Annotated in this window: 20 protein-coding genes and 1 tRNA gene; 1 reads left to right on the top strand and 20 read right to left on the bottom strand. The window is 63.9% G+C overall.

The genetic code is table 11. From position 1 onward, the window contains the following. Positions 1-8 precede the first annotated feature (8 nt). From nuoH to D7S86_RS05630, 15 genes are all read right to left on the bottom strand, one after another. The gene (gene nuoH, locus D7S86_RS05700; protein WP_121084457.1) at positions 9-1,073 is read right to left on the bottom strand and encodes an NADH-quinone oxidoreductase subunit NuoH; all 1,065 of its coding nucleotides are present in this window, start codon (positions 1,071-1,073) and stop codon (positions 9-11) included. After that, complete coding sequence (gene nuoG / locus D7S86_RS05695; RefSeq protein ID WP_121084455.1) at positions 1,073-3,400, bottom strand: NADH-quinone oxidoreductase subunit NuoG; 2,328 nt, start codon at positions 3,398-3,400, stop codon at positions 1,073-1,075. Before nuoG ends, nuoH begins: the two co-directional genes overlap by 1 nt. A 12-nt stretch (positions 3,401-3,412) precedes the next feature. Continuing rightward, positions 3,413-4,717 (bottom strand): NADH-quinone oxidoreductase subunit NuoF, encoded by a 1,305-nt coding sequence (gene nuoF / locus D7S86_RS05690; RefSeq protein WP_121084453.1) that lies wholly within the window; start codon positions 4,715-4,717, stop codon positions 3,413-3,415. Then, positions 4,714-5,190, bottom strand: coding sequence for an NADH-quinone oxidoreductase subunit NuoE (gene nuoE / locus D7S86_RS05685; protein ID WP_121084451.1), 477 nt, complete (start codon positions 5,188-5,190; stop codon positions 4,714-4,716). The genes nuoF and nuoE overlap by 4 nt, the downstream gene beginning before the upstream one ends. Positions 5,191-5,205: 15 nt before the next feature. Further along, a complete protein-coding gene (locus D7S86_RS05680) occupies positions 5,206-6,459 on the bottom strand; it encodes an NADH-quinone oxidoreductase subunit D (protein WP_121084449.1) in 1,254 nt (417 codons plus the stop codon). Positions 6,460-6,494: 35 nt separating this feature from the next. Then, positions 6,495-7,097: an NADH-quinone oxidoreductase subunit C gene (locus tag D7S86_RS05675; protein ID WP_121084447.1), complete on the bottom strand. Its 603-nt coding sequence runs from the start codon at positions 7,095-7,097 to the stop codon at positions 6,495-6,497. Between the two features lie 15 nt (positions 7,098-7,112). Continuing rightward, positions 7,113-7,592: a NuoB/complex I 20 kDa subunit family protein gene (locus D7S86_RS05670; protein ID WP_121085225.1), complete on the bottom strand. Its 480-nt coding sequence runs from the start codon at positions 7,590-7,592 to the stop codon at positions 7,113-7,115. A gap of 80 nt (positions 7,593-7,672) precedes the next feature. Continuing rightward, positions 7,673-8,032 (bottom strand): NADH-quinone oxidoreductase subunit A, encoded by a 360-nt coding sequence (locus tag D7S86_RS05665; RefSeq protein ID WP_121084445.1) that lies wholly within the window; start codon positions 8,030-8,032, stop codon positions 7,673-7,675. 190 nt (positions 8,033-8,222) lie between these two features. After that, positions 8,223-8,307: transfer RNA gene (locus tag D7S86_RS05660), tRNA-Leu, on the bottom strand. A 142-nt stretch (positions 8,308-8,449) separates the two neighbouring features. Continuing rightward, positions 8,450-8,818 (bottom strand): preprotein translocase subunit SecG, encoded by a 369-nt coding sequence (gene secG, locus D7S86_RS05655; protein WP_121084443.1) that lies wholly within the window; start codon positions 8,816-8,818, stop codon positions 8,450-8,452. Between the two features lie 404 nt (positions 8,819-9,222). Next, positions 9,223-10,038, bottom strand: a complete 816-nt coding sequence (tpiA, locus tag D7S86_RS05650; protein ID WP_240648006.1) for a triose-phosphate isomerase — start codon at positions 10,036-10,038, stop codon at positions 9,223-9,225. 316 nt (positions 10,039-10,354) lie between these two features. After that, complete coding sequence (locus tag D7S86_RS05645) at positions 10,355-11,359, bottom strand: NAD(P)H-quinone oxidoreductase (RefSeq protein WP_121084441.1); 1,005 nt, start codon at positions 11,357-11,359, stop codon at positions 10,355-10,357. Between the two features lie 156 nt (positions 11,360-11,515). Beyond that, entirely contained in the window at positions 11,516-13,654 is a 2,139-nt protein-coding gene (pnp, locus tag D7S86_RS05640; protein WP_121084439.1) for a polyribonucleotide nucleotidyltransferase, read from the bottom strand. Positions 13,655-14,035: 381 nt separating this feature from the next. Beyond that, complete coding sequence (rpsO, locus tag D7S86_RS05635; protein WP_121084437.1) at positions 14,036-14,305, bottom strand: 30S ribosomal protein S15; 270 nt, start codon at positions 14,303-14,305, stop codon at positions 14,036-14,038. Between the two features lie 479 nt (positions 14,306-14,784). Then, on the bottom strand, positions 14,785-16,065 hold the full coding sequence (locus D7S86_RS05630) for a branched-chain amino acid ABC transporter substrate-binding protein (RefSeq protein ID WP_121085223.1): 1,281 nt from the start codon (positions 16,063-16,065) through the stop codon (positions 14,785-14,787). 420 nt (positions 16,066-16,485) lie between these two features. On the opposite strand from D7S86_RS05630, the gene D7S86_RS05625 reads away from it, so the two are divergent. Next, positions 16,486-17,031, top strand: a complete 546-nt coding sequence (locus tag D7S86_RS05625) for a hypothetical protein (RefSeq protein ID WP_121084435.1) — start codon at positions 16,486-16,488, stop codon at positions 17,029-17,031. 28 nt (positions 17,032-17,059) lie between these two features. Here D7S86_RS05625 and D7S86_RS05620 read toward each other — a convergent pair whose 3' ends face one another. From D7S86_RS05620 to urtC, 5 genes are all read right to left on the bottom strand, one after another. Next, positions 17,060-17,410 (bottom strand): zinc ribbon domain-containing protein, encoded by a 351-nt coding sequence (locus D7S86_RS05620; RefSeq protein WP_121084433.1) that lies wholly within the window; start codon positions 17,408-17,410, stop codon positions 17,060-17,062. 149 nt (positions 17,411-17,559) lie between these two features. Beyond that, on the bottom strand, positions 17,560-18,792 hold the full coding sequence (gene fmdA, locus D7S86_RS05615; protein WP_121084431.1) for a formamidase: 1,233 nt from the start codon (positions 18,790-18,792) through the stop codon (positions 17,560-17,562). 68 nt (positions 18,793-18,860) lie between these two features. After that, positions 18,861-19,550, bottom strand: coding sequence for an urea ABC transporter ATP-binding subunit UrtE (urtE, locus tag D7S86_RS05610; RefSeq protein WP_121084429.1), 690 nt, complete (start codon positions 19,548-19,550; stop codon positions 18,861-18,863). A gap of 18 nt (positions 19,551-19,568) precedes the next feature. Continuing rightward, positions 19,569-20,312 (bottom strand): urea ABC transporter ATP-binding protein UrtD, encoded by a 744-nt coding sequence (gene urtD / locus D7S86_RS05605; protein ID WP_121084427.1) that lies wholly within the window; start codon positions 20,310-20,312, stop codon positions 19,569-19,571. Positions 20,313-20,324: 12 nt separating this feature from the next. Beyond that, positions 20,325-21,509, bottom strand: coding sequence for an urea ABC transporter permease subunit UrtC (urtC, locus tag D7S86_RS05600; protein ID WP_205962753.1), 1,185 nt, complete (start codon positions 21,507-21,509; stop codon positions 20,325-20,327). Positions 21,510-21,539: the final 30 nt, after the last annotated feature.

Raw genomic sequence — 21,539 nt, 5'->3', positions numbered from 1 at the left:
GTCCGTCCTTACTTCCAGATATTCCACGGCGACATCAGCCAGAAGCCGACGATCACGAGCCATACGACCGACACCGGAATAAACACCTTCCAGCCCAGACGCATGATCTGGTCGTAGCGGTAACGCGGGAACGTCGCACGAACCCAGATGAACACCGACAGCAACGCGAACACCTTGAGGATGAGCCAGAAGATGCCGGGGATGAAATCGAGGAACCCAAACGGCGCGGACCAGCCGCCGAGGAACAACGTCGCCGCGATCGCCGAAATGACGATCATGTTGATGTATTCGCCGAGGAAGAACAGCGCGAACGCCATCCCCGAGTAATCGATCATGTGACCCGCGACGATTTCCGATTCGCCTTCGACGACGTCGAACGGATGGCGGTTCGTTTCGGCGATCCCCGAGATGAAGTAGACGCCGAAGACCGGCAGCAGCGGCAGCCAGTTCCACGACAGGATGTTGACGCCGAAGCTCGCGAAGATGCCGCGCTCTTGCGACGCGACGATGTCCGACAGATTCAGGCTGCCCGAGGTCATGAGCACGATGACGAGCGCGAAGCCCATCGCGATTTCATACGAGACCATCTGCGCGGCCGCGCGCATCGCGCCGAGGAACGCGTACTTCGAGTTCGACGCCCAGCCCGCGAGAATCACGCCGTAGACGCCGATCGACGAGATCGACATCACATAGAGCAAGCCCGCGTTGATGTTGCCGAGCACCGCGCCCGCCTGGAACGGAATGACCGCCCAGACCGCGAACGCGGGCGCGACGACCATGACCGGCGCGATCAGGTAGAGCCAGCCCGTCGACTTCGTCGGGTGAATGACTTCCTTGAGGATCAGCTTGAGCACGTCCGCGATCGGCTGCAGCAAACCCGCGGGGCCCACGCGATTCGGCCCGAGACGCACGTGCATCCAGCCGATGAGCTTGCGTTCCCAGAGAATCAGGTAGGCCACGCAGAGCAGGATCGCCACGGCGACGATCAGGATGCGAACGAGCGTGAAGACCGTCGGCCACGCGATGCCGAGGGCTTGCCCACCGGCGAGGTTGATCGAATCGTACAAGCTCATCAGGCCTTCTCCACGACCAGTTCACCGAACATGCCACCCAGTTGGGCGGAGGCCGTCGTTGCAGCCGGCACGCGCACGACGTTCGCCGGCAGATTGTTATCGAGCACCGCAGGCAGCGTGACCGACAGGTCGCCCTGACGCACGCGGACCGCATCGCCATTCTTGAGGCCGAGACGCTCGTAGAGCGCGCTCGGCAACGACGCGCGCGTGGCGGCCTTCGCGGCCTGCGTGAGCTGCAGCGAAGCGGCGCGGCGCGCGAGTGCGTCGGCGTGATAGATCGGCACGTCGGCGATGCGCTCGACCGAGCCCGTCGCCGAACCCTTGCCGAGCGCCGGCACGACGGTCGTCGCGTTCGAGAGCTTCGCGGCGAGATCGATCTGACCGAGCGCGGCGTCGCGGACCTGTTCCGACGTATCGAATTCGAAGCCCGGCAGCTCGAGCAGATTGCCGAGCACGCGAAGCACCTTCCAGCCCGGACGCGTCTCGCCGAGCGGACGCACGACGCCGTTGAAGCTCTGCGCGGTGCCTTCGGCGTTGACGAACGTGCCCGACGTTTCGGTGAACGGCGCGATCGGCAGCATGACGTCCGCGTATTCGGCGCCGTGCTTGAACGGCGACAGCGAGACGACCATCTCGGCCGCGTTGAGCGCGGCGAGCGCTTGTTGCGGGTTCGCCGCGTCGAATTCGGGTTCGGCGTTGAGCAGCACGTAAGCCTTGCGCGGTTGCGCGAAGGCTTGCGCGGCGTTCAGACCGTCGGTGCCCGGCAGCGCGCCGACCAGATGCGCGCCGACCGTGTTGCCGGCTTCGGTCAGGAAGCCGAGCGTCGCACCCGAGGTTTCCGCAATGAATTGCGCAGCCGCATGAATCAGCGAGAACTCGGGATGCTGGACGGCGGCGTTGCCGAGCAGCACGACACGCTTTTCACCGCCGACGAGCGACGTGGCCGCCGCACGCGCAGCATCCGATACCGTGACGTTCGCGAACGCGGCCGGTGCGGCCACGCCCTTGGCTTCAGCGACGGCTGCCGCGACACCGGCAAGTTCCGCGACCCACGCCGACGGCGCCGCCACGATGCGGTGCGCGGTCGGGATCAGCGAATCGTCGCCCGTCGCGTTGAGCAGGCTGATCTTCGCGCCGTTCTTCGCGGCCTGACGCAGGCGCGAGGCGAACAACGCATGATCGCGGCGCAGGAACGAGCCGACGACGAGCGCGGCGTCGAGCGTGCTCAATTCGGCGATCGGCAGACCGAGCCACGGCGTACCGCCGAGCGTCGCGCCGAAATCCGACTGACGCAGACGGAAGTCCACGTGCGGCGTGCCGTAGCCCGTCGCGAGATCCTTGAGCAGCGACAGTTCCTCGACCGTGCTGTGCGGCGTCGCCAGCATCGCGACGGCATTCGCGCCGTGCTCGGCGCGGATATTGCCGAGGCCGCTCGCGACATACTCAAGCGCGGTTTGCCAGTCGACTTCGCGCCATTCGCCGCCCTGCTTGATCATCGGCTGCGTCAGGCGGTCTTCGCCGTTGAGCGCTTCGTACGAGAAACGGTCCTTGTCCGAGATCCAGCACTCGTTGATCGCTTCGTTTTCGAGCGGCAACACGCGCATGACGCGGTTGTTCTTGATCTGCACGATGACGTTCGCGCCCGTGCCGTCGTGCGGGCTCACCGACTTGCGGCGCGACAGTTCCCACGTCCGCGCGCTGTAGCGGAACGGCTTCGACGTCAGCGCACCGACCGGGCACAGATCGATCATATTGCCCGACAGTTCGGAGTCCACCGAATTGCCGACGAACGACGTGATCTCCGAATGTTCGCCGCGGCCGAGCATGCCGAGTTCCATGACGCCGGCGACTTCCTGACCGAAACGGACACAACGCGTGCAGTGAATGCAGCGTGTCATTTCTTCCATCGAGATCAGCGGACCGACGTTCTTGTGGAACACGACGCGCTTTTCTTCGCTATAGCGCGACGACGACTTGCCGTAACCGACCGCGAGATCCTGGAGCTGGCATTCGCCGCCCTGGTCGCAGATCGGGCAGTCGAGCGGGTGATTGATCAGCAGGAATTCCATCACGGACTGCTGAGCCTTGACCGCCTTGTCCGACTTCGTTCTGACGATCATGCCCGCGGCGACCGGGGTCGCGCATGCGGGGACGGCCTTCGGCATCTTTTCGACTTCGACGAGGCACATGCGGCAGTTCGCCGCGATCGACAGTTTCTTGTGGTAGCAGAAATGCGGGATGTAGGTATCCGTCTTGTGCGCAGCCTGGATCACCATGCTGCCTGCGGGTACCTCAACCTTCTTGCCGTCAATTTCGAGTTCAACCATGATCTATTCGACTCAGGCGAGTACAGCTTCGGCCGGCACGAGGCAATGCTTGTGCTCGACGTGATATTCGAATTCGTCCCAGTAATGCTTGAGCATGCCGCGCACGGGCATCGCCGCCGCATCGCCGAGTGCACAGATGGTCCGGCCCATGATGTTTTCCGCGACCGAGTTCAGCAGATCGAGGTCTTCCTTGCGACCCTGGCCGTTTTCGATCCGGTGGACGACGCGATAGAGCCAGCCCGTGCCTTCGCGGCAGGGCGTGCACTGTCCGCACGACTCTTCGTAGTAGAAGTACGAGAGACGCAGCAGCGAGCGCACCATGCAACGCGTTTCGTCCATGACGATGACCGCGCCCGAGCCGAGCATCGAGCCCGCCTTCGCGATCGAGTCATAGTCCATGTCGGTCGCCATCATCATGTCGCCCGGCACGACCGGTGCCGACGAACCGCCGGGGATGACCGCCTTGATCTTCTTGCCGCCGCGCATCCCGCCCGCGAGTTCGAGCAGCTTCGCGAACGGCGTGCCGAGCGGGACTTCATAGTTGCCCGGACGCTCGACGTCGCCCGACACCGAGAAGATCTTCGAACCGCCGTTGTTCGGCTTGCCGAGTTCGAGATACTTCTGCGGGCCGATCGCGAGCAGGAACGGCACGGCCGCGAACGTTTCCGTGTTGTTGATCGTCGTCGGCTTGCCGAACAGACCGAAGCTCGCCGGGAACGGCGGCTTGAAACGCGGCTGACCCTTCTTGCCTTCGAGCGATTCGAGCAACGCGGTTTCTTCGCCGCAGATATAGGCGCCGTAACCGTGGTGCGCGTGAAGCTCGAACGAGAAGCCCGAGTTCAAGATGTTCGAACCGAGCAAGCCGGCCTTGCGGGCCTCTTCGAGCGCGGCTTCGAAGATTTCGTAGACTTCCCAGATTTCGCCGTGGATATAGTTGTAGCCCACGGTGATGCCCATCGCGTACGCACCGATGGCCATGCCTTCGATGAGCGCGTGCGGGTTGTAACGCAGGATGTCGCGGTCCTTGAATGTGCCGGGCTCGCCCTCATCTGAATTGCAGACGAGATACTTCTGGCCGGGGAACTGACGCGGCATGAAGCTCCACTTGAGGCCGGTCGGGAAGCCCGCACCGCCGCGGCCACGCAGGCCCGACGCCTTGACGTCGGCAATGACCTGCTCGGGAGGGATTTTTTCCTCGAGGATCTTGCGCAGTTGCGCGTAGCCGCCGCGCGCGACGTAGTCCTCGAGATGCCAGTTCTCGCCGTTGAGGCCGGCGAGGATCAGCGGATCAATGTGGCGATCGTGCAAACTCGTCATTTGGAAAGTTCCTCGAGCATCTGGTCGATCTTCTCGCGGCTCATGAAGCTGCACATTTTCGTGTTGTTGACGAGCAGCACCGGCGCATCGCCGCACGCGCCCATACATTCGCCTTCCTTCAGCGTGAACTTGCCGTCAGGCGTGGTTTCGTTGAAGTCGATACCGAGCTTTTGCTTGATGTAGTTCGCGGCATCCTCGCCGCCCGACAACTGGCACGGCAAATTCGTGCAGACCGTGATCTTCGATTTGCCGACCGGCGACGTGTTGTACATCGTGTAGAACGTCGCGACTTCCTGCACGGCGATCGCGGGCATGCCGAGGTAATCGGCAACCGCCGCGATGGCTTCAGGCGAGAGCCAGCCGTGCTCGGCTTGCGCGACGTGAAGCGCATGCATCACGGCGGACTGCTTTTGGTCCGCCGGGTACTTCGCGACCGCGACGTCGATTTTCTTGAGAGCTTCAGCAGAGAGCATTTTGAACCTTCAGTCTTAGCGGTCGACTTCGCCGAACACGATGTCCTGCGTCCCGATGATCGTGACCGCGTCGGCAATCATGTGGCCCTTCGCCATTTCGTCGAGCGCCGACAAGTGCGCAAACCCCGGCGCACGAATCTTGAGGCGGTACGGCTTGTTCGCGCCGTCGGACACGAGATAGATGCCGAACTCGCCCTTCGGATGCTCGACCGCCGCGTACGTCTCGCCTTCGGGCACGTGGAAACCTTCGGTGAAGAGCTTGAAGTGGTGAATCAGCTCTTCCATGTTCGACTTCATCGAGACGCGCTTGGGCGGCGCGACCTTGTGGTTGTCGACCATGACCGGACCCGGATTCTTGCGCAGCCATTCGACGCACTGAAGCACGATGCGCGTCGATTGGCGCATCTCTTCGACGCGCACGAGGTAACGGTCGTAGCAGTCGCCGTTGACGCCCACGGGAATGTCGAAATCGATCTTGTCGTAGACCTCGTACGGCTGCTTCTTGCGCAGATCCCACTCGATGCCCGAGCCACGCAGCATAGCGCCCGACATCCCGAGCTGCAGCGCACGTTCGGGACTCACGACACCGATGCCGACCAGACGCTGCTTCCAGATCCGATTGTCGGTCAGCAGCGTTTCATATTCGTCGACGTGCATCGGGAAGCGCTTCGCGAAGTCCTCGATGAAGTCGAGCAACGAGCCCTGACGGTTCTCGTTCATCTTCGACAGCGCTTTCGCGTTGTGGATCTTCGACGCCTTGTATTGCGGCATCGAATCCGGCAGATCGCGATAGACGCCGCCCGGCCGATAGTAGGCCGCGTGCATACGCGCGCCCGACACGGCCTCGTAGACGTCCATGAGGTCTTCGCGCTCACGGAAAGCGTAGAGGAACACGGCCATCGCGCCGACGTCGAGCGCATGCGCGCCGATCCACATCAGGTGGTTCAGCATCCGCGTGATTTCATCGAACATCACGCGGATGTATTTCGCGCGCACGGGCACGTCGATGCCGAGCAGCTTTTCGATCGCCATCACGTAGGCGTGCTCGTTGACCATCATCGACACGTAGTCGAGACGATCCATATACGGCACGGACTGGATGAAGGTCTTGTTTTCGGCGAGCTTCTCGGTCGCGCGGTGCAGCAGGCCGATGTGCGGATCGGCACGCTGGATCACTTCGCCGTCGAGTTCGAGCACGAGACGCAGCACGCCGTGAGCGGCCGGGTGCTGAGGGCCGAAATTGAGCGTGTAGTTTTTAATGTCAGCCATGGCGAATTACCTGGTGTGGGGTTCAGGCGAAGGCCTCAGTGCTTGAGACCGCCGTAACGATCTTCGCGGATCACGCGAGGCGTGATTTCGCGAGGCTCGATCGTCACGGGCTGATACACCACGCGTTTCTCTTCCGGGTCGTAGCGCATTTCGACATAACCCGACAGCGGGAAGTCCTTGCGGAACGGATGCCCGATAAAGCCATAGTCGGTCAGGATCCGGCGCAGGTCCGGGTGACCGTCGAATACGATGCCGTAGAGGTCGAACGCTTCGCGCTCGAACCAGTTCACGCCGTTCCAGATCTCGACGACGGACGGCACGATCGGCAGGTCGTCGTGCTCGGCGAACACGCGCACGCGCAGACGCCAGTTGTTCGTGACCGACAGCAGATGGAGCACGGCCGCGAAGCGCGGACCTTCATAGGCGCCGTCGCCGAACGCCGAATAGTCGAGACCGCAAACGTCCATGCATTGCTCGAAGCGCAGCGACGGATCGTCGCGCAGCTGCTTGCAAATCGAAAGGTATTCAGCCGGCTTGACCACGATCGTGATCTGACCCAGGTCCTCGGTGAGGCTCTGCAGGCGGCCGCCAAAGGCCGCCTCGAGATTGGCTTTCAGGGTCTCGAGTTTACTTGTCATGGTGGGAGCTCGGCGTTACTGACGGGCGATGGTGCTGGTGCGGCGGATCTTCGCCTGCAGCTGGATGATCCCGTAGACGAGCGCTTCGGCCGTCGGAGGGCAGCCCGGAACATAGACGTCGACCGGCACGATGCGGTCGCAGCCGCGCACGACCGAGTACGAATAGTGGTAGTAGCCACCGCCGTTCGCACACGAACCCATCGAGATGACCCAACGCGGTTCGGCCATCTGGTCGTAGACCTTGCGCAGGGCGGGCGCCATCTTGTTGCACAGCGTGCCTGCGACGATCATCAGATCGGACTGGCGCGGGCTCGGACGGAACACAACGCCAAAACGGTCGAGATCGTAACGGGCGGCGCCCGCATGCATCATCTCGACCGCACAACATGCAAGACCGAACGTCATCGGCCACAGCGAGCCGGTGCGCGTCCAGTTAATCAGCTTGTCAGCCGTGGTGGTGACAAACCCTTCTTTCAAGACCCCTTCGATACTCATTTGCCATTCGCTCCAGGCAGGCATCCGGGGCGGAGGACCCTCCTCCCGCGACGCCCGCATCGGTCATGCTACGCGCGCCATTATTCCCACTCGAGGCCGCCCTTCTTCCAGATGTAAGCGAAGCCCAACAGGAATTCGAGCAGGAAGATCATCATCGCGATGAAACCCGTCCAGCCGATATCCTTGAGCGCGACGCCCCACGGGAACATGAACGCGGTCTCGAGATCGAAAATGATGAAGAGGATTGCAACGAGGTAATAGCGGACATCGAACTTCATCCGCGCATCCTCAAAAGCTTCGAAGCCACACTCGTACGGTGCGTTCTTCGCGCTATCGGGCTTGCTGGGACCCAGGACCTTGCCAACGCTGATGAGCGCTGCACCCAGACCGACGCCCACGAGAATAAACAGCAATACGGGGAAATAGGGTGCGAGGTTCACGGCTATCCTCTGTCGGTTTGGTTCAGAGATTACCAATCGAATCACTTCGATTGGATGATTCAAGCCGCACGATGCTACGGCCAGATAATTCAAGCCGCGCTAAGACTGAGTAAAACAGTCGGAGATCACAGCCCTGAAAAAACAAATGCCAGCCAAGCACTCGTGCATCTGGCTGGCATCAGTTTGTATTTGGTGCCGACGGCGAGACTCGAACTCGCACAGCTTTCGCCACTACCCCCTCAAGATAGCGTGTCTACCAATTTCACCACGTCGGCATCCTGCGTCAAACCCGTCTGTTTTGACCGCGTTTTCTGCGGTTCGGGCTCAACGTTTCAAGACCATAACTGTAACAGGATATTTGGATTGGATCAACGCTCGAATGTGCAGTTTGTTTAAATATTTTCGAGCGCGATCGATTTACTTCGGCACGTCCTGGCCCGGAGCCGACGATGCGGGCGTCGACGACGCAGCGACGGCAGGCGCCGAGGCCGAGGCCGGCGCGCTGGCTGCCGGAGCCGCGCCGAGCACGCCTGCCGACACCTGCGATTTATACGAACCGATGTAGGTCAGCGCGAGCGTGCAAACGAAGAAGATCGTCGCGAGAATCCCCGTCGTGCGCGACAGGAAGTTCGCCGAACCCGTGGCGCCGAACAGGCTGCCCGATGCGCCGCTACCGAACGCCGCGCCCATGTCGGCGCCCTTGCCGTGCTGAAGCAGGACAAGACCGATCACACCGAGGGCCGACAACACCTGGACCACGATAATCAAGCTTTTCAACAACAACATTTCAGTTCACCCAGTATTCCGTTGTACCTGGCCGGCCCGCATGCCGGTCGACACGCGCCGACGGCGATGAGAACAGGACATCCGATGCATCGGCTCACACCCGTCGATTTGACGTCATGACACCGACGCGCGCGCGTGCGGACGCGCAAAACACGACATGGTAAACGATCTCGGCGTGCTGGGGGTCGCCCTTCGCGTAAATCCGGGTGCTTTTCGTACCGTGCGGCTCATGGCCGGACAAGACGGGCCGGGCTCGAGGTCCGGCGCGTCAGGCCCATGCGCGCTTCGCAAGCGATTGAAACCCGGCATGACGGCCGGGTGGGACGCATCGAACCGCGACGCGCCGAATATCACCGGGAACGGCGCGTCGAGTCGCTCAATTCGAGTCGCGCAATTCGAGCCGCTCAATAACCGCCGTGATGCGCGTGAACGATGCCCGATGCGGCGGCCGCCGCGTCGCAGATCTCGAGGAACTGCGTCGCATCGAGCGATGCGCCGCCCACCAGGCCGCCGTCGACCTCGGGCACCGAGAACAGCGACAACGCGTTCTCGGGCTTGACGCTGCCGCCGTAGAGAATCGGAATCCGCGCGACCGCGTCGCCCTTGCGCGCGAGGTGATGCCGCAGAAACGCGTGCACGTCCTGCACCTCTTCGCAGTTCGCGCTGCTGCCCGATCCGATCGCCCAGACAGGCTCGTACGCGAGCACGAGCCCCGCGGCCTGCTCGACGGTCAGCCGGTCGAGCACCGCGTCGAGCTGCGCGCACAGCACGCGCTCGGTGAACGCGAATTCACGCTCCTCCTGCGTTTCACCGACACAGACGATCGGCGTGAGGCCCGCGGCAAGCGCGCGCTCGGCCTTCTCGGCGACGAGAATCGCGCCTTCGCGGTGATACTCGCGACGCTCGGAATGACCGACGATCGCGTACCGCGCGCCGAAATCGGCCACCATCGGTGCGGACACCTCACCGGTATACGCGCCCTCATCATGCGCGGACAAATCCTGCGCGCCCCACTCGATCCGCGACGCGCCAAGCATCGCCTGCGCTTGCGCGAGATACGGATAAGGCACGCAGAGTCCGATTCGCAGCCCGGGAGGCATGGCCCTCGTCCCATTGGCCAGCTTTTGCAACAGCACTTCGTTGCCGCGCAGACCGCCATGCATCTTCCAGTTACCGATGACCAGCTTCGCGCCGACCTTCGATCCAGGCATCTTCGACATGCAATTCGCCCCGCATTTCGACGGAGACCGCGCGAGCGATCGACAAGCGCGCCAGAGGACCGACAGCGCCACACGATCGAATTGTTCGCCCGATCTCCGGGGTTTTGCCAACACACGTGCCGCGTCACTGCGGTGATCTGACGCAAACCCGGCACACGCAAAATCATCGAATTCTATCGACCCGCTTACATGCGGGCAAACCCGCGCGCGTGGGAGCGTTACCAATCGAATGCGCGGTCCGCGGCCCGCGCAGGCGCCTCGCCCGCGCGTGGACACCCGCATCATACGGTGTCCATAGCGCGGCTCACCGTCTGCCTCACCACGCGAGCATGATCTTGCCGATATGCGTGCTGCTCTCCATCAACGCGTGCGCCTGCGCGGCGTGCTCGGCCGCGAACGTGCGATAGATCACCGGTTTGATTGCCGCGCACGCCAGCAAAGGCCAGACCCGCTCGCGCAGATTCGCCGCGATCGCCGCCTTGAACGCGACCGGCCGCGGCCGCAACGTCGACCCCGTGATCGTGAGGCGCCGCCGCATGACTTCCGCGAACGGCACCTCGGCTTTCGCACCGCCGAGCGTCGCGATCAGCACGAGCCGTCCGCCGTCGGCCATCGCCTGGATTTCGCGCGGCACGTAGTCGCCCGCGACCATATCGAGCACGACGTCGGCGCCGCGTCCGCGCGTGAGTTCGCGCACGACCTCGACGAAGTCCTCGGTCCGGTAGTTGATGCCGCGCTCGGCGCCGAGCGCCTCGACCGCACGGCATTTGTCGTCGCTGCCGGCCGTCGCGAACACGCGATGCCCGAGCGCATGCGCGATCTGCACGGCCGCCACGCCGATCCCGCTCGTCCCGCCTTGGACGAGCAGCACTTCGTCGTCTCCGCCTTCGCCGCGCCCCAGCATCGCGCGGTCCATGACGTTGCTCCAGACCGTGAAATAGTTCTCGGGCAGCGACGCCGCCTCGACGTCGCTCAGGCCCGCCGGAATCGGCAGGCACTGCAGGATCGGCGCGACGGCCAGATCGGCATATCCGCCCCCCGTCACGAGCGCGCAGACCCGATCGCCGCGCTTGAAGCCCCAGCGATTCGCGCTGCTCTCGAGATCGCCGCCGACGATTTCACCCGCGATTTCGAGGCCCGGCAGATCCGATGCGCCCGGCGGCGGCGGATAGTGACCCGCGCGCTGAAACACGTCCGGCCGATTGACGCCCGACGCCGTGACCCTGATCAGCACTTCGTGCGCGTTGGGGACCGGATCCGGCCGCTCGACGAGCCTCAGGACCTCAGGGCCGCCCGGTGTGGAAATCTCGATGGCACGCATGCTCGACTGCTCTCCCGCAACGTCATGTGAATCCGCTCGCGCGCCGCGCGGTGCGTCAAACGGAGCCGATAAAAAAACCGGCACGCAGTCTCCCGCGTGCCGGCTTCGATCTTGGGGCAGCGCGATGGCCGCCCCGTCTGACACTGTCGCAGTCGCTTATTGCGGCTGCGTTTCGCCGCCTTGCGGCGCGCCTTCGTTCAACAGTGCCTTCGCCGACAAGCGCACGCGACCCTTCTCGTCCGTCTGGATGACCTTGACCTTCACGGCCTGGCCTTCCTTCAGATAGTCGTTGATGTCCTTGATGCGCTCGTTCGCGATCTCGGAGATATGCAGCAGACCATCCTTGCCCGGCAGGATGTTGACGATCGCACCGAAGTCGAGCAGCTTGAGCACCGTACCGTCGTAGACCTGACCGACTTCGACTTCCGCCGTGATGTTCTCGATGCGGCGCTTCGCTTCGGCCATGCCTTCGCTGCTCGTGCTCGCGATCGTGATCACGCCGTCTTCGCCGATATCGATCGTCGTGCCCGTTTCTTCGGTCAGCGCGCGGATCACCGAACCGCCCTTGCCGATCACGTCGCGGATCTTCTCGGGGTTGATCTTCATCGTGATCATGCGCGGCGCGAACTCGGACAGCTCCGTGCGCGCACCGCTGACGGCTTCCTGCATCTTGCCGAGGATATGCATGCGGCCTTCGCGCGCTTGCGCGAGCGCGACCTGCATGATTTCCTTCGTGATGCCCTGGATCTTGATGTCCATCTGCAGCGCGGTCACGCCTTCGGCCGTACCCGCCACCTTGAAGTCCATGTCGCCGAGGTGATCTTCGTCGCCGAGAATATCGGTCAGCACGGCGAAGCGATTCTCTTCGAGGATCAGGCCCATCGCGATGCCCGCGACGTGCGACTTCAGCGGCACGCCGGCATCCATCATCGCGAGCGAACCGCCGCAGACGGACGCCATCGACGACGAACCGTTCGACTCGGTGATTTCCGACACGACGCGGATCGTGTAGCCGAATTCATCGGCCGTCGGCAGCGTCGCCACGAGCGCGCGCTTCGCGAGGCGGCCGTGGCCGATTTCGCGGCGCTTGGGCGAGCCCACGCGACCCGTTTCGCCCGTCGCGAACGGGGGCATGTTGTAGTGGAGCATGAAGCGATCGCGGTACTCGCCTTCGATCGCATCGATGATCTGCTCGTCGCCCTTCGTGCCGAGCGTCGCGACCACGAGCGCTTGCGTCTCGCCGCGCGTGAACAGCGCCGAACCGTGGGTACGCGGCAACACGCCCGTACGGATCGTGATCGGACGCACCGTGCGCGTGTCGCGGCCGTCGATACGCGGTTCGCCGTTCAGGATCTGGCCGCGCACGATCTTCGCTTCGAGACCGAACAGGATGTCGCCGACCGCTGCGCTGTCGGCGGCAGGCGCGCCTTGCGCCGTCTGCTCGGCGAGCTTCTCGTTGACGCTCGCGTAGAGCGCCTTGAGCTTCTCGCTGCGCAGCGACTTTTCGCGAATCTGATAGGTCGCGCGGAGCTCGTCGCCCGCGAGCGCGCTCACGCGCGCGATCAGCGCATCGTCGCTCGGCGCCGGTTGCCAGTTCCACTCGGGCTTGCCGCCGTCGCGCACGAGTTCGTGGATCGCGTCGATCGCGGTTTGCATCTGGTCATGACCGAACACGACCGCGCCGAGCATCACGTCTTCGGGCAGTTGCTGAGCTTCGGACTCGACCATCAGCACGGCGCGCTCGGTACCGGCGACGACGAGATCGAGCTTCGACTCCTTCTGCTGCGTGCGCGTCGGGTTCAGCACGTACTGGCCGTCGATATAGGCGACGCGAGCCGCGCCGACCGGGCCGCTGAACGGAATGCCCGAGACCGCGAGCGCGGCCGATGCGCCGATCAGCGCCGGGATGTCCGCGGGCACGTCGGGGTTGACCGACAGCACGTGGATGACCACCTGGACTTCATTGAGGAAGCCTTCGGGGAACAGCGGACGCAGCGGACGGTCGATCAGGCGCGAAATCAGCGTTTCGCCTTCCGAAGGACGGCCTTCGCGGCGGAAGAAGCCGCCCGGAATCTTGCCGGCGGCATAGGTCTTTTCGATGTAATCGACGGTCAGCGGGAAGAACGATTGACCCGGCTTGGCCGACTTCGCGCCGACGACGGTCGCGAGGATGACGGTTTCTTCAACGTCGACCAGCACGGCGCCGCTTGCCTGGCGCGCAATTTCACCGGTCTCGAGCCGCACCTTGTGCTGGCCCCATTGGAATTCCTTCACGATCTTGTTGAACATTTCCACTCCTTCTCAATAGGCCGCGCTCCATGCGGCGCGGCGCGCGACGGTCATCCGTCACGACGTGCGGAGTATTTATGCCATTCCATCGGCGCGCGGGTTGGCGTGCGCTGCTGGAATGACACAAGCTTCCACGATCGTGCCGGTCCGTATAGGTCTGACAACGTGGTCGAGCGACGCGAAAGACGCGTGCCGGGCTTGGCGGGTCGGAAGCATTGCCGCGGGCTCAGTCATGGCCCGATTCGGCGCGCCCGGCCGGGTCCGGCGCATCGTCTGCCGGCGTGCGCGAACCGGAACGACACAGGCAAAAACGCAAAAAAACAAAATGCCTGCATCAGCGGGAGGCTGATACAGGCATTGGCTGAAAAGGCGGGAAGCCCAGACCGCTTACTTACGCAGGCCCAGTTGCTCGATGAGCGCGCGGTAACGGTCCGCGTCCTTGCCCTTCAGGTAGTCGAGCAGCTTGCGACGACGGCTCACCATGCGCAGCAGACCGCGGCGGCTATGGTGGTCCTTCATGTGTGCCTTGAAGTGACCCGTGAGTTCGTTGATGCGCGTGGTCAGCAGAGCGACCTGCACTTCGGGCGAACCGGTATCGTTTGCAGCACGCGCAAACTTCGCGACGACTTCCGACTTATTCATATTTGCAACAGACATGATATTTCCTTGATTTCTGACTGGCGGTCACGGAAGAAAGGCCGTGCCGTGGTGGGTTCATCCATGGGCCGCATCGCCGTCGCATCGAACCGCGCCGCCGACCGGACCGGGCTTTCCGCCGTACCGTCGACACGCTCGCGCGACTGCTCGCACCCATCCTGCTCGCTTCTTTTCCCTACTTGCCATCCGATTCGACGGCCTTTCGGCCCCTTACCGGAACGACAAGAGGCGCATTGTAGCACAGTCGGATTCCTCGACGCCCTTGGGGGCGACACCCATGTACGGGGGAAGCGGACGCCGGGATCGCGGCGCGCGAACGGACACGCGGCCCGGTCTCTGCCGTAATCGGGGTCGAAGTCGGATTCGTGGCGGCCGGCGATCGACGCCGCACGTCGGCCGCCGCCTCGCCGACCCGCTGGTATCGCGCGGCATCGACAACGGGATCGACGCCGCAATCGAAGCCCTGCCCCGGTCGACCGTCAGGGGCGCGTCATCTTGCACGTCGTCGGCAAGCGCGTCTGATCCGGCTCGAACGTCTTGACGGTCTTGAACCCGTAGCCCGATCCTTCCGCGTCGTGCGGCACGCCCGGCGCGCCCTGCTTGGCCATCTCCATGACATAGAGCGGCTGCATCAGCTGATGATCGTCGGGCCGCATCCACGACGGATGGAATGACGCGCCCGGGTCGAGATGCGCATCTTCGAGCGCATGCGCGACCGCCGCGGCATCGGTGCTTTTGGCCTTCTCGATCGCCTGCGCGAGCATGTCGATCATGACCGTCACGCGCAGCACGGGCCAGTCGTCGGCCGGATTCGGCCAACGCGCGCGATAGCCCGCGTAAAACGCGTCGGAGCCCGCGCCTTCGACGTTCTGGTGCCACTCCGCCACGGCCTCGACACGGCCGACGCCGGCATCGCCGATCGCCGCCGCGGCGCCGAGACTGTTCGCGTAGAACGTATAGAAACGAACCTTGAGGCCGCCGTCGTGCGCGGCCTTGACGAGCAAGGTCAGATCGTTGCCGTAGTTGCCCGTGATCACGGCGTCGGCGCCGCTGTCGCGGATCTTCGAGATATACGGCGTGAAATCGGTTACTTTGCCGACCGGATGGAATTCGTCGCCGACGATCGCGATATCGGGGCGCTTGGCCGCGAGCATCCCGCGCGCGAGCGTGCTGACGTCGTGCCCGAAGCTGTAGTCCTGGTCGATCAGGTAAACCTTCTTGACGCTCTTGTCGCCTTCGATGACGTCGGTCAGCGCGTTCATGCGCATGCCGGCGTGCGCGTCGAAGCGGAAGTGCCAGAAGCTGCAGCGCTCGTTGGTCAATGCGGGATCGACGGCCGAATAGTTGAGAAACAGCACGCGCGTATCGGGTTCGCGCGCGTTGTGCTTGTCGATCGCCGATTCGAGCGCGGCCGCGACCGCCGAGCTATTGCCTTGCAGGATAAACGGGATATGCGCGTCCTCGGCGGCGCGCAGTTGTGCGAGCGCCTGATCGGGCGTGCCTTTCGTGTCGAAGACCGCGAGTTCGAGCGGATGCGCGCCATCGGGCAAGCGCACGCCGCCGCGCGCATTGAGCGCGTCGATCGCATAGCGGAGATTGCGCTCGATCGCCGCGCCGCCGTTCGCGAACGGGCCCGACATGCCTTCGAGCATCGCCAGCCGGATCGGCTGGCCCGCCGCGGGCGCGGCAGTCACGGCGAAGGCCGACGGCGCGCTCGCGAGCGTCGATAGGGCGAGCACCGCCGGCGCAATGCGCGACATCGATAGGCGCGACACCGATACCGGCGCCGAAACCGACGCCGATACGTTCGCGCGAATGGACTGCACGATCACGCGCGCGCGGCGCGCGAACGGAAGACATGAAGCGGGACGAAGCATCGAAAATCCTTGCGGCGAATGTGCGCGCGATCATAGCAGGCCGCCGCGCGGCGACATCCGGAGGCGGTCGCGCCGCGACGGCCCCCCGCGCGCGAACGCACCGCCCGCCGATCGCGCCGTGCGCAGCCCTGCGCCGCATGCCTGGCGCCCTATGCGATCAGGCGCGAACCGACGCAGACCTCACGGCCTCTTCCCAGGCGTCGATCGATCGGTTCTGGAATAACCGCGTCGCCGCAACGTTTCCTGGATGATGCGCCGTGTCAGAATCCGGCATGCATCCGATTCTCGTGCAGGAGCCTTGAAATGAAACCGCAAGACGCACCGCGCGCCCGTACGCCGCGGCTCTCGATTCGCCGCATGCGTGCACTCGCGATCATCGCGCTGAGCCTGACGCTCGGCGCCTGCATGCAGCCGTGGCAGGCGTTCCAGCCGGGCGCCGATCAGAGCGCGATCGTCGCGCGCTTCGGCGAACCGAAGGAAGTCTACGATCTGCCGAACGGCAACAAACATCTGCTCTGGCCCACGCGGCCGTTCGGCGAAACGACGGTCGGCGCGGAAATCTCGCCCGACGGCAAGCTCGTGAATCTCGATCAGATGCTGACGGACCAGAACTTCGCGCGCGTGATCGTCGGGCAATGGACGAAGCACGACATTCAGATCACCTTTGGCCTGCCCGAAGAGACGGCCTACTTTCCGCTCATGAAACGCGAAGTCTGGTCGTACCGGTATATGCAGGCCAATGTCTGGTACCGGCTCTATCACTTCTATTTCGACGACCAGGGCGTCGTGCGCATGACGCAGACGACCGAGGACCCGCTTCACGATCCGACGCGCCGCTTCCCGTTTTAAGCGGCCCGTCGCGCGCTTCATCGCCGCGCTAGTGGCTGATCATCCACGGGCGCGCCGAAGGATTGCCCTTCATGGCGCCGGGCGCGCCGGTCTGCGCGCCGCTTTGTCCGGTCGCCGCCTTGCGCGACGACCCGCAGCCGCAGCCGGGCCCGTGAACATGCCGGTACGCGCTCGAGTGCTGCGGCGCATGCGCCGCACGCTCGTTGATCTGATGACCGGCTCGCGCCGTCCCCGCCATCAGCGCGAGCTGGGGCATGCTGATCGTGCGCGTCGACAGCGTGCCGCACTCGGGGCATGCGCAATCGGTGTCGCGATCCGCGATGCGGCGCATCACGGTGAAGACGCCGCACGATTCGCAGCGATAGTCATAGGTCGGCATCCCTCATCCCCTCGTCATCAGGTCATGCGCGCGGCGTGTGCGCGCGCTGCGGAAGCGGCGCACACCGCGCCGCTTCAAGTTCGATCGATCAAAGGCCGCGCGCGTGCGCGCGCCGGCCTTTGCACCCCGTTACCGGCGTACCCGCGTACTCAAACGAGATCCGGCGACAAGGGCATATCGACACCGCCCGTGATGTGCTTGATCGGTCCGGCCGACGTCGGTTGAATATCGAAGTCGAAGATCTGCGTCGGCAGCCAGAGCGTCGCGCACGCGTTCGGAATATCGACGACGCCGCTGATATGGCCCTGCACGGGCGCGGTCCCCAGAATCGAATAGGCCTGCGCGCCCGAATACCCGAATTTCTTCAGATACTCGATCGCATTCAGACACGCCTGGCGATACGCGATATGCACGTCGAGGTAATGCTGCTTGCCGCCTTCGTCGACCGAGATCCCTTCGAAGATCAGATAGTCGTTGTAGTTCGGCGTGATCGGGCTCGGCTTGAAGATCGGGTTCTTGATGCCGTATTTCGCCATCCCGCCCTTGATCAGCTCGACCTTCATATGGACCCAGCCGGCCATTTCGATCGCGCCGCAGAACGTGATTTCGCCGTCGCCCTGGCTGAAGTGCAGATCGCCGACCGACAAGCCCGCGCCTTCGACGTAGACCGGGAAATACACCTTCGAGCCGCGCGACAGATCCTTGATGTCGCAGTTGCCGCCGTGTTCGCGCGGCGGCACGGTCCGCGCGCCCGTCGCGGCGGCCGCATCGCGTGCTTCGCCCTTGAGCTTGCCCATATGCGCGGTCGGCGCGAACGGCGCATTCGCGAGCGGCGGCACGCGCGCGGGTTCCGTCGCGATCAGGCCGACTTCGCGTTCGTTCCACGTTTCGAGCAGTTTCGGATCGGGCAGGCAGCCGATCAGGCCCGGGTGAATCAGGCCGGCGAAGTTCACGCCCGGGATATGACGCGAGCTCGTGTAGAGCCCCTTGAAATCCCAGATCGACTTCTGCGCCTGCGGGAAATGATCGGTCAGGAAGCCGCCGCCGTTCTTCTTCGAGAAGAAGCCGTTGAAGCCCCACTGGCTGTCGTCCTTCGCGCCGATATCGAGCAGATCGACGACGAGCAGATCGCCGGGCTCGGCGCCCTTGACGCCGACCGGGCCCGACAGGAAGTGGACGATCGACAGGTCGATGTCGCGCACGTCGTCGGCGCTGTCGTTGTTCTTGATGAAGCCGCCGGTCCAGTCGTACGTTTCAAGCACGAAGTCGTCGCCCGGGTTGACCCAGCACGCCATCGGAATATCGGGGTGCCAGCGGTTATGGACGTTTTCGTTTTCGTAGGCGGACTGATTGAGGTCGACCTTGATCAGCGTATCGGGCATTGCACTCCCCTCCTTTGGGTTGTCGAAGGCGGCCGGACATCCGGCGCGCCCGGAGCTCGGATATCGGACTAGACGGACAGGTATTCGCGAATTTTTTCGGCGTCGGCGGAACTGCGCGCGCTTTCGTGAACGAGACGTCCGCCCTCGATCACGAACAGACGGTCGGCGACATCGAGCGCGAAACTCAGGACCTGCTCGGACACGACGATCGTGATCTCGCGAAGCTTGCGGATCTCGTTGAGCGCGCGCGCGATGTCCTTGATGATCGACGGCTGGATGCCCTCGGTCGGCTCGTCGAGCAGCAACACCTTCGGATTGCTCACGAGGGCGCGCGCGATCGCGAGCTGCTGTTGCTGACCGCCCGACAGATTGCCGCCCTTGCGGCGGCGCATATCGAACAGCACGGGAAACAGCGCATAGATCTCGTCGGGGATCGTGTGCTCGCGCGTTGATTCGAGCCCGGTGCGGATGTTCTCTTCGACGGTCAGCGTCGAAAAGATCTGCCGGCCCTGCGGCACGTAGGCGATCCCCTTCGCGACGCGCCGGAAGCTCTCGTCCTTCGACACGTCGTTGCCGTCGACGCTGACCGTCCCGCTCTTGAGCGGCAGGATGCCGATCAGCGACTTGAACAGCGTCGTCTTGCCCATTCCGTTGCGGCCCATGATGGCGACGGTCTCGTTGCGCGCCGCTTCGAAACGGATGCCGTGGAGCGCCTCGCTCTGTCCGTAGCTCACAAACACGTCATCGACTTTCAGCATGGCTTTCTCCTGGCGGACTCAATGTCCGAGATACACATCGATCACGCGCTGGTCCGACTGCACCTGCTCCATATTCCCTTCGGCGAGGATCTTGCCCTGGTGCATGACGGTGACCTTGTGCGCGATCTGCTCGACGAACGCCATATCGTGTTCGATCACGATCATCGAGCGGTTCACGCAGATGCGTTTCAGCAATTCGGCCGTGATCTCGCGTTCGCGCACGCTCATGCCGGCGATCGGTTCGTCGAGCATCAGCAGCTCGGGCTCCTGCATCAGCAACATGCCGATTTCGAGCCACTGCTTCTGGCCGTGCGACAGCAGGCCGGCCTCGGTGTCGAGCTGCCCCGCGAGACCGATCTCGTCGGCGACCGCGCGCACGCGATCGCGCACTTCGTCGTCGCGGCGAAACGCGAGCGCGCCGAACACGCCGCGGCCGCGCGGAAACGAGACCTCGAGGTTTTGAAACACCGAGAGGTTTTCGTAGATCGACGGCGTCTGGAACTTGCGTCCGATGCCCTTGCGCACGCGCAGATACTCGGGCACGCGCGTCATCTCCTCGTTGCGGAACTTGATGCTGCCGTGGCTCGCGCGCGTCTTGCCGCAGATCAGATCGAGCAGCGTCGTCTTGCCGGCCCCGTTCGGACCGATGACGACGCGCAGCTCGTTGCGGTCGAGATAGAAATTCAGCGAATCGATCGCCTTGAATCCGTCGAACGAGACCGTCAGGTCTTCGACGGCGAGAACGAAATCGGTATTGCTCATCGCGGCTTCCCCTTAGTCTGCGGATCCGTGCGGCGTGCTCGCATGGACGTCGTTGGCGTCCGCGCCCGGCTTGGCCGCGCGGCGCGCGAGCCATCCCTTGATATGACTGTCGTAGAGTCCGGCGAGCCCGTTCGGGAACGCCATGACCACACCGATGAACAGCGCCGCCATCAGGAACAGCCAGAGGTTCGGAAAGCTCTCCGAGAAATAGGTCTTGCCGAGATTCACGAGGATCGCGCCGTAGACGGCGCCGACGAGCGACATGCGTCCGCCGACCGCGGCGAAGATCACCATTTCGATCGACGGCACGATGCCGACGAACGACGGCGACATAAAGCCGACCTGCAGCGTGAACATCGCGCCGCCGATCGCCGCGAGCGCCGCCGCGAGCGTGAACGCGAAGACCTTGAACATCGCGACGTCGTAGCCCGAGAAGCGCACGCGGTCTTCCTTGTCGCGCATCGCGAGCAGCAGCGTGCCGAGCTTGCTGCGTTGAACGAAGCGGCACGCGACGATCGATGCGAGCAGCAGCAGCGCGTTGACGAAGTACAGGATCAGCTTCGCGCTGTCGGTGCGGATATCCCAGCCGAGCAGCGTGCGCAGATCGGTGATGCCGTTGACGCCGCCCGTGTACCCTTGCTGACCGATGATCAGCACCGAGAGGATCAGCGCGACGGCCTGCGTGATGATCGCGAAATAGACGCCGCCGACGCGCCGCTTGAACATCGCGAAGCTGATGACGAAGGCGAGCACGCCCGGCACGACAAGCGTCGCGAGCATCGCGAACGGCAGCGAATGAAACGGCTTCCACCAGAACGGCAAGGCCGTCAGCTGGTTCCAGTCCATGAAGTCGGGAATGCCGGGCGTCGACTGGATCTTCGTGCTGACCGGATCGGAGGCCTCGAGCTTGAGGAACATCGCCATGCAATAGCCGCCGAGCCCGAAGAACACGCCTTGCCCGAGACTCAGCACGCCGCCGTAGCCCCATGCCATGACGAGCCCCACGGCCACGAACGCATAGGTCAGATACTTGCCCATCAGATTCAGGCGAAACACGTCGAGCGTGAGCGGAAATACGACGAGGATCAGCGCGGCGAGCACAAACAGGCTCGCATAGCCGCTCGACGTCAGTGCGCGCCAGAACGGCGGCGCGGCGGGCGCGCCGGCGGAGCGGGACGGCATCACAGGTTCGGTCATCGCGGGGCTCCGTGCCGTTGCCGGCTCTGG

Origin of the sequence: Pararobbsia silviterrae (genome assembly GCF_003628125.1) — a bacterium.
Taxonomy (GTDB): Bacteria; Pseudomonadota; Gammaproteobacteria; order Burkholderiales; family Burkholderiaceae; genus Pararobbsia; species Pararobbsia silviterrae.
Note: the sequence above shows the minus strand (reverse complement) of the source record. Positions and strands in the feature narration are given on the sequence as shown.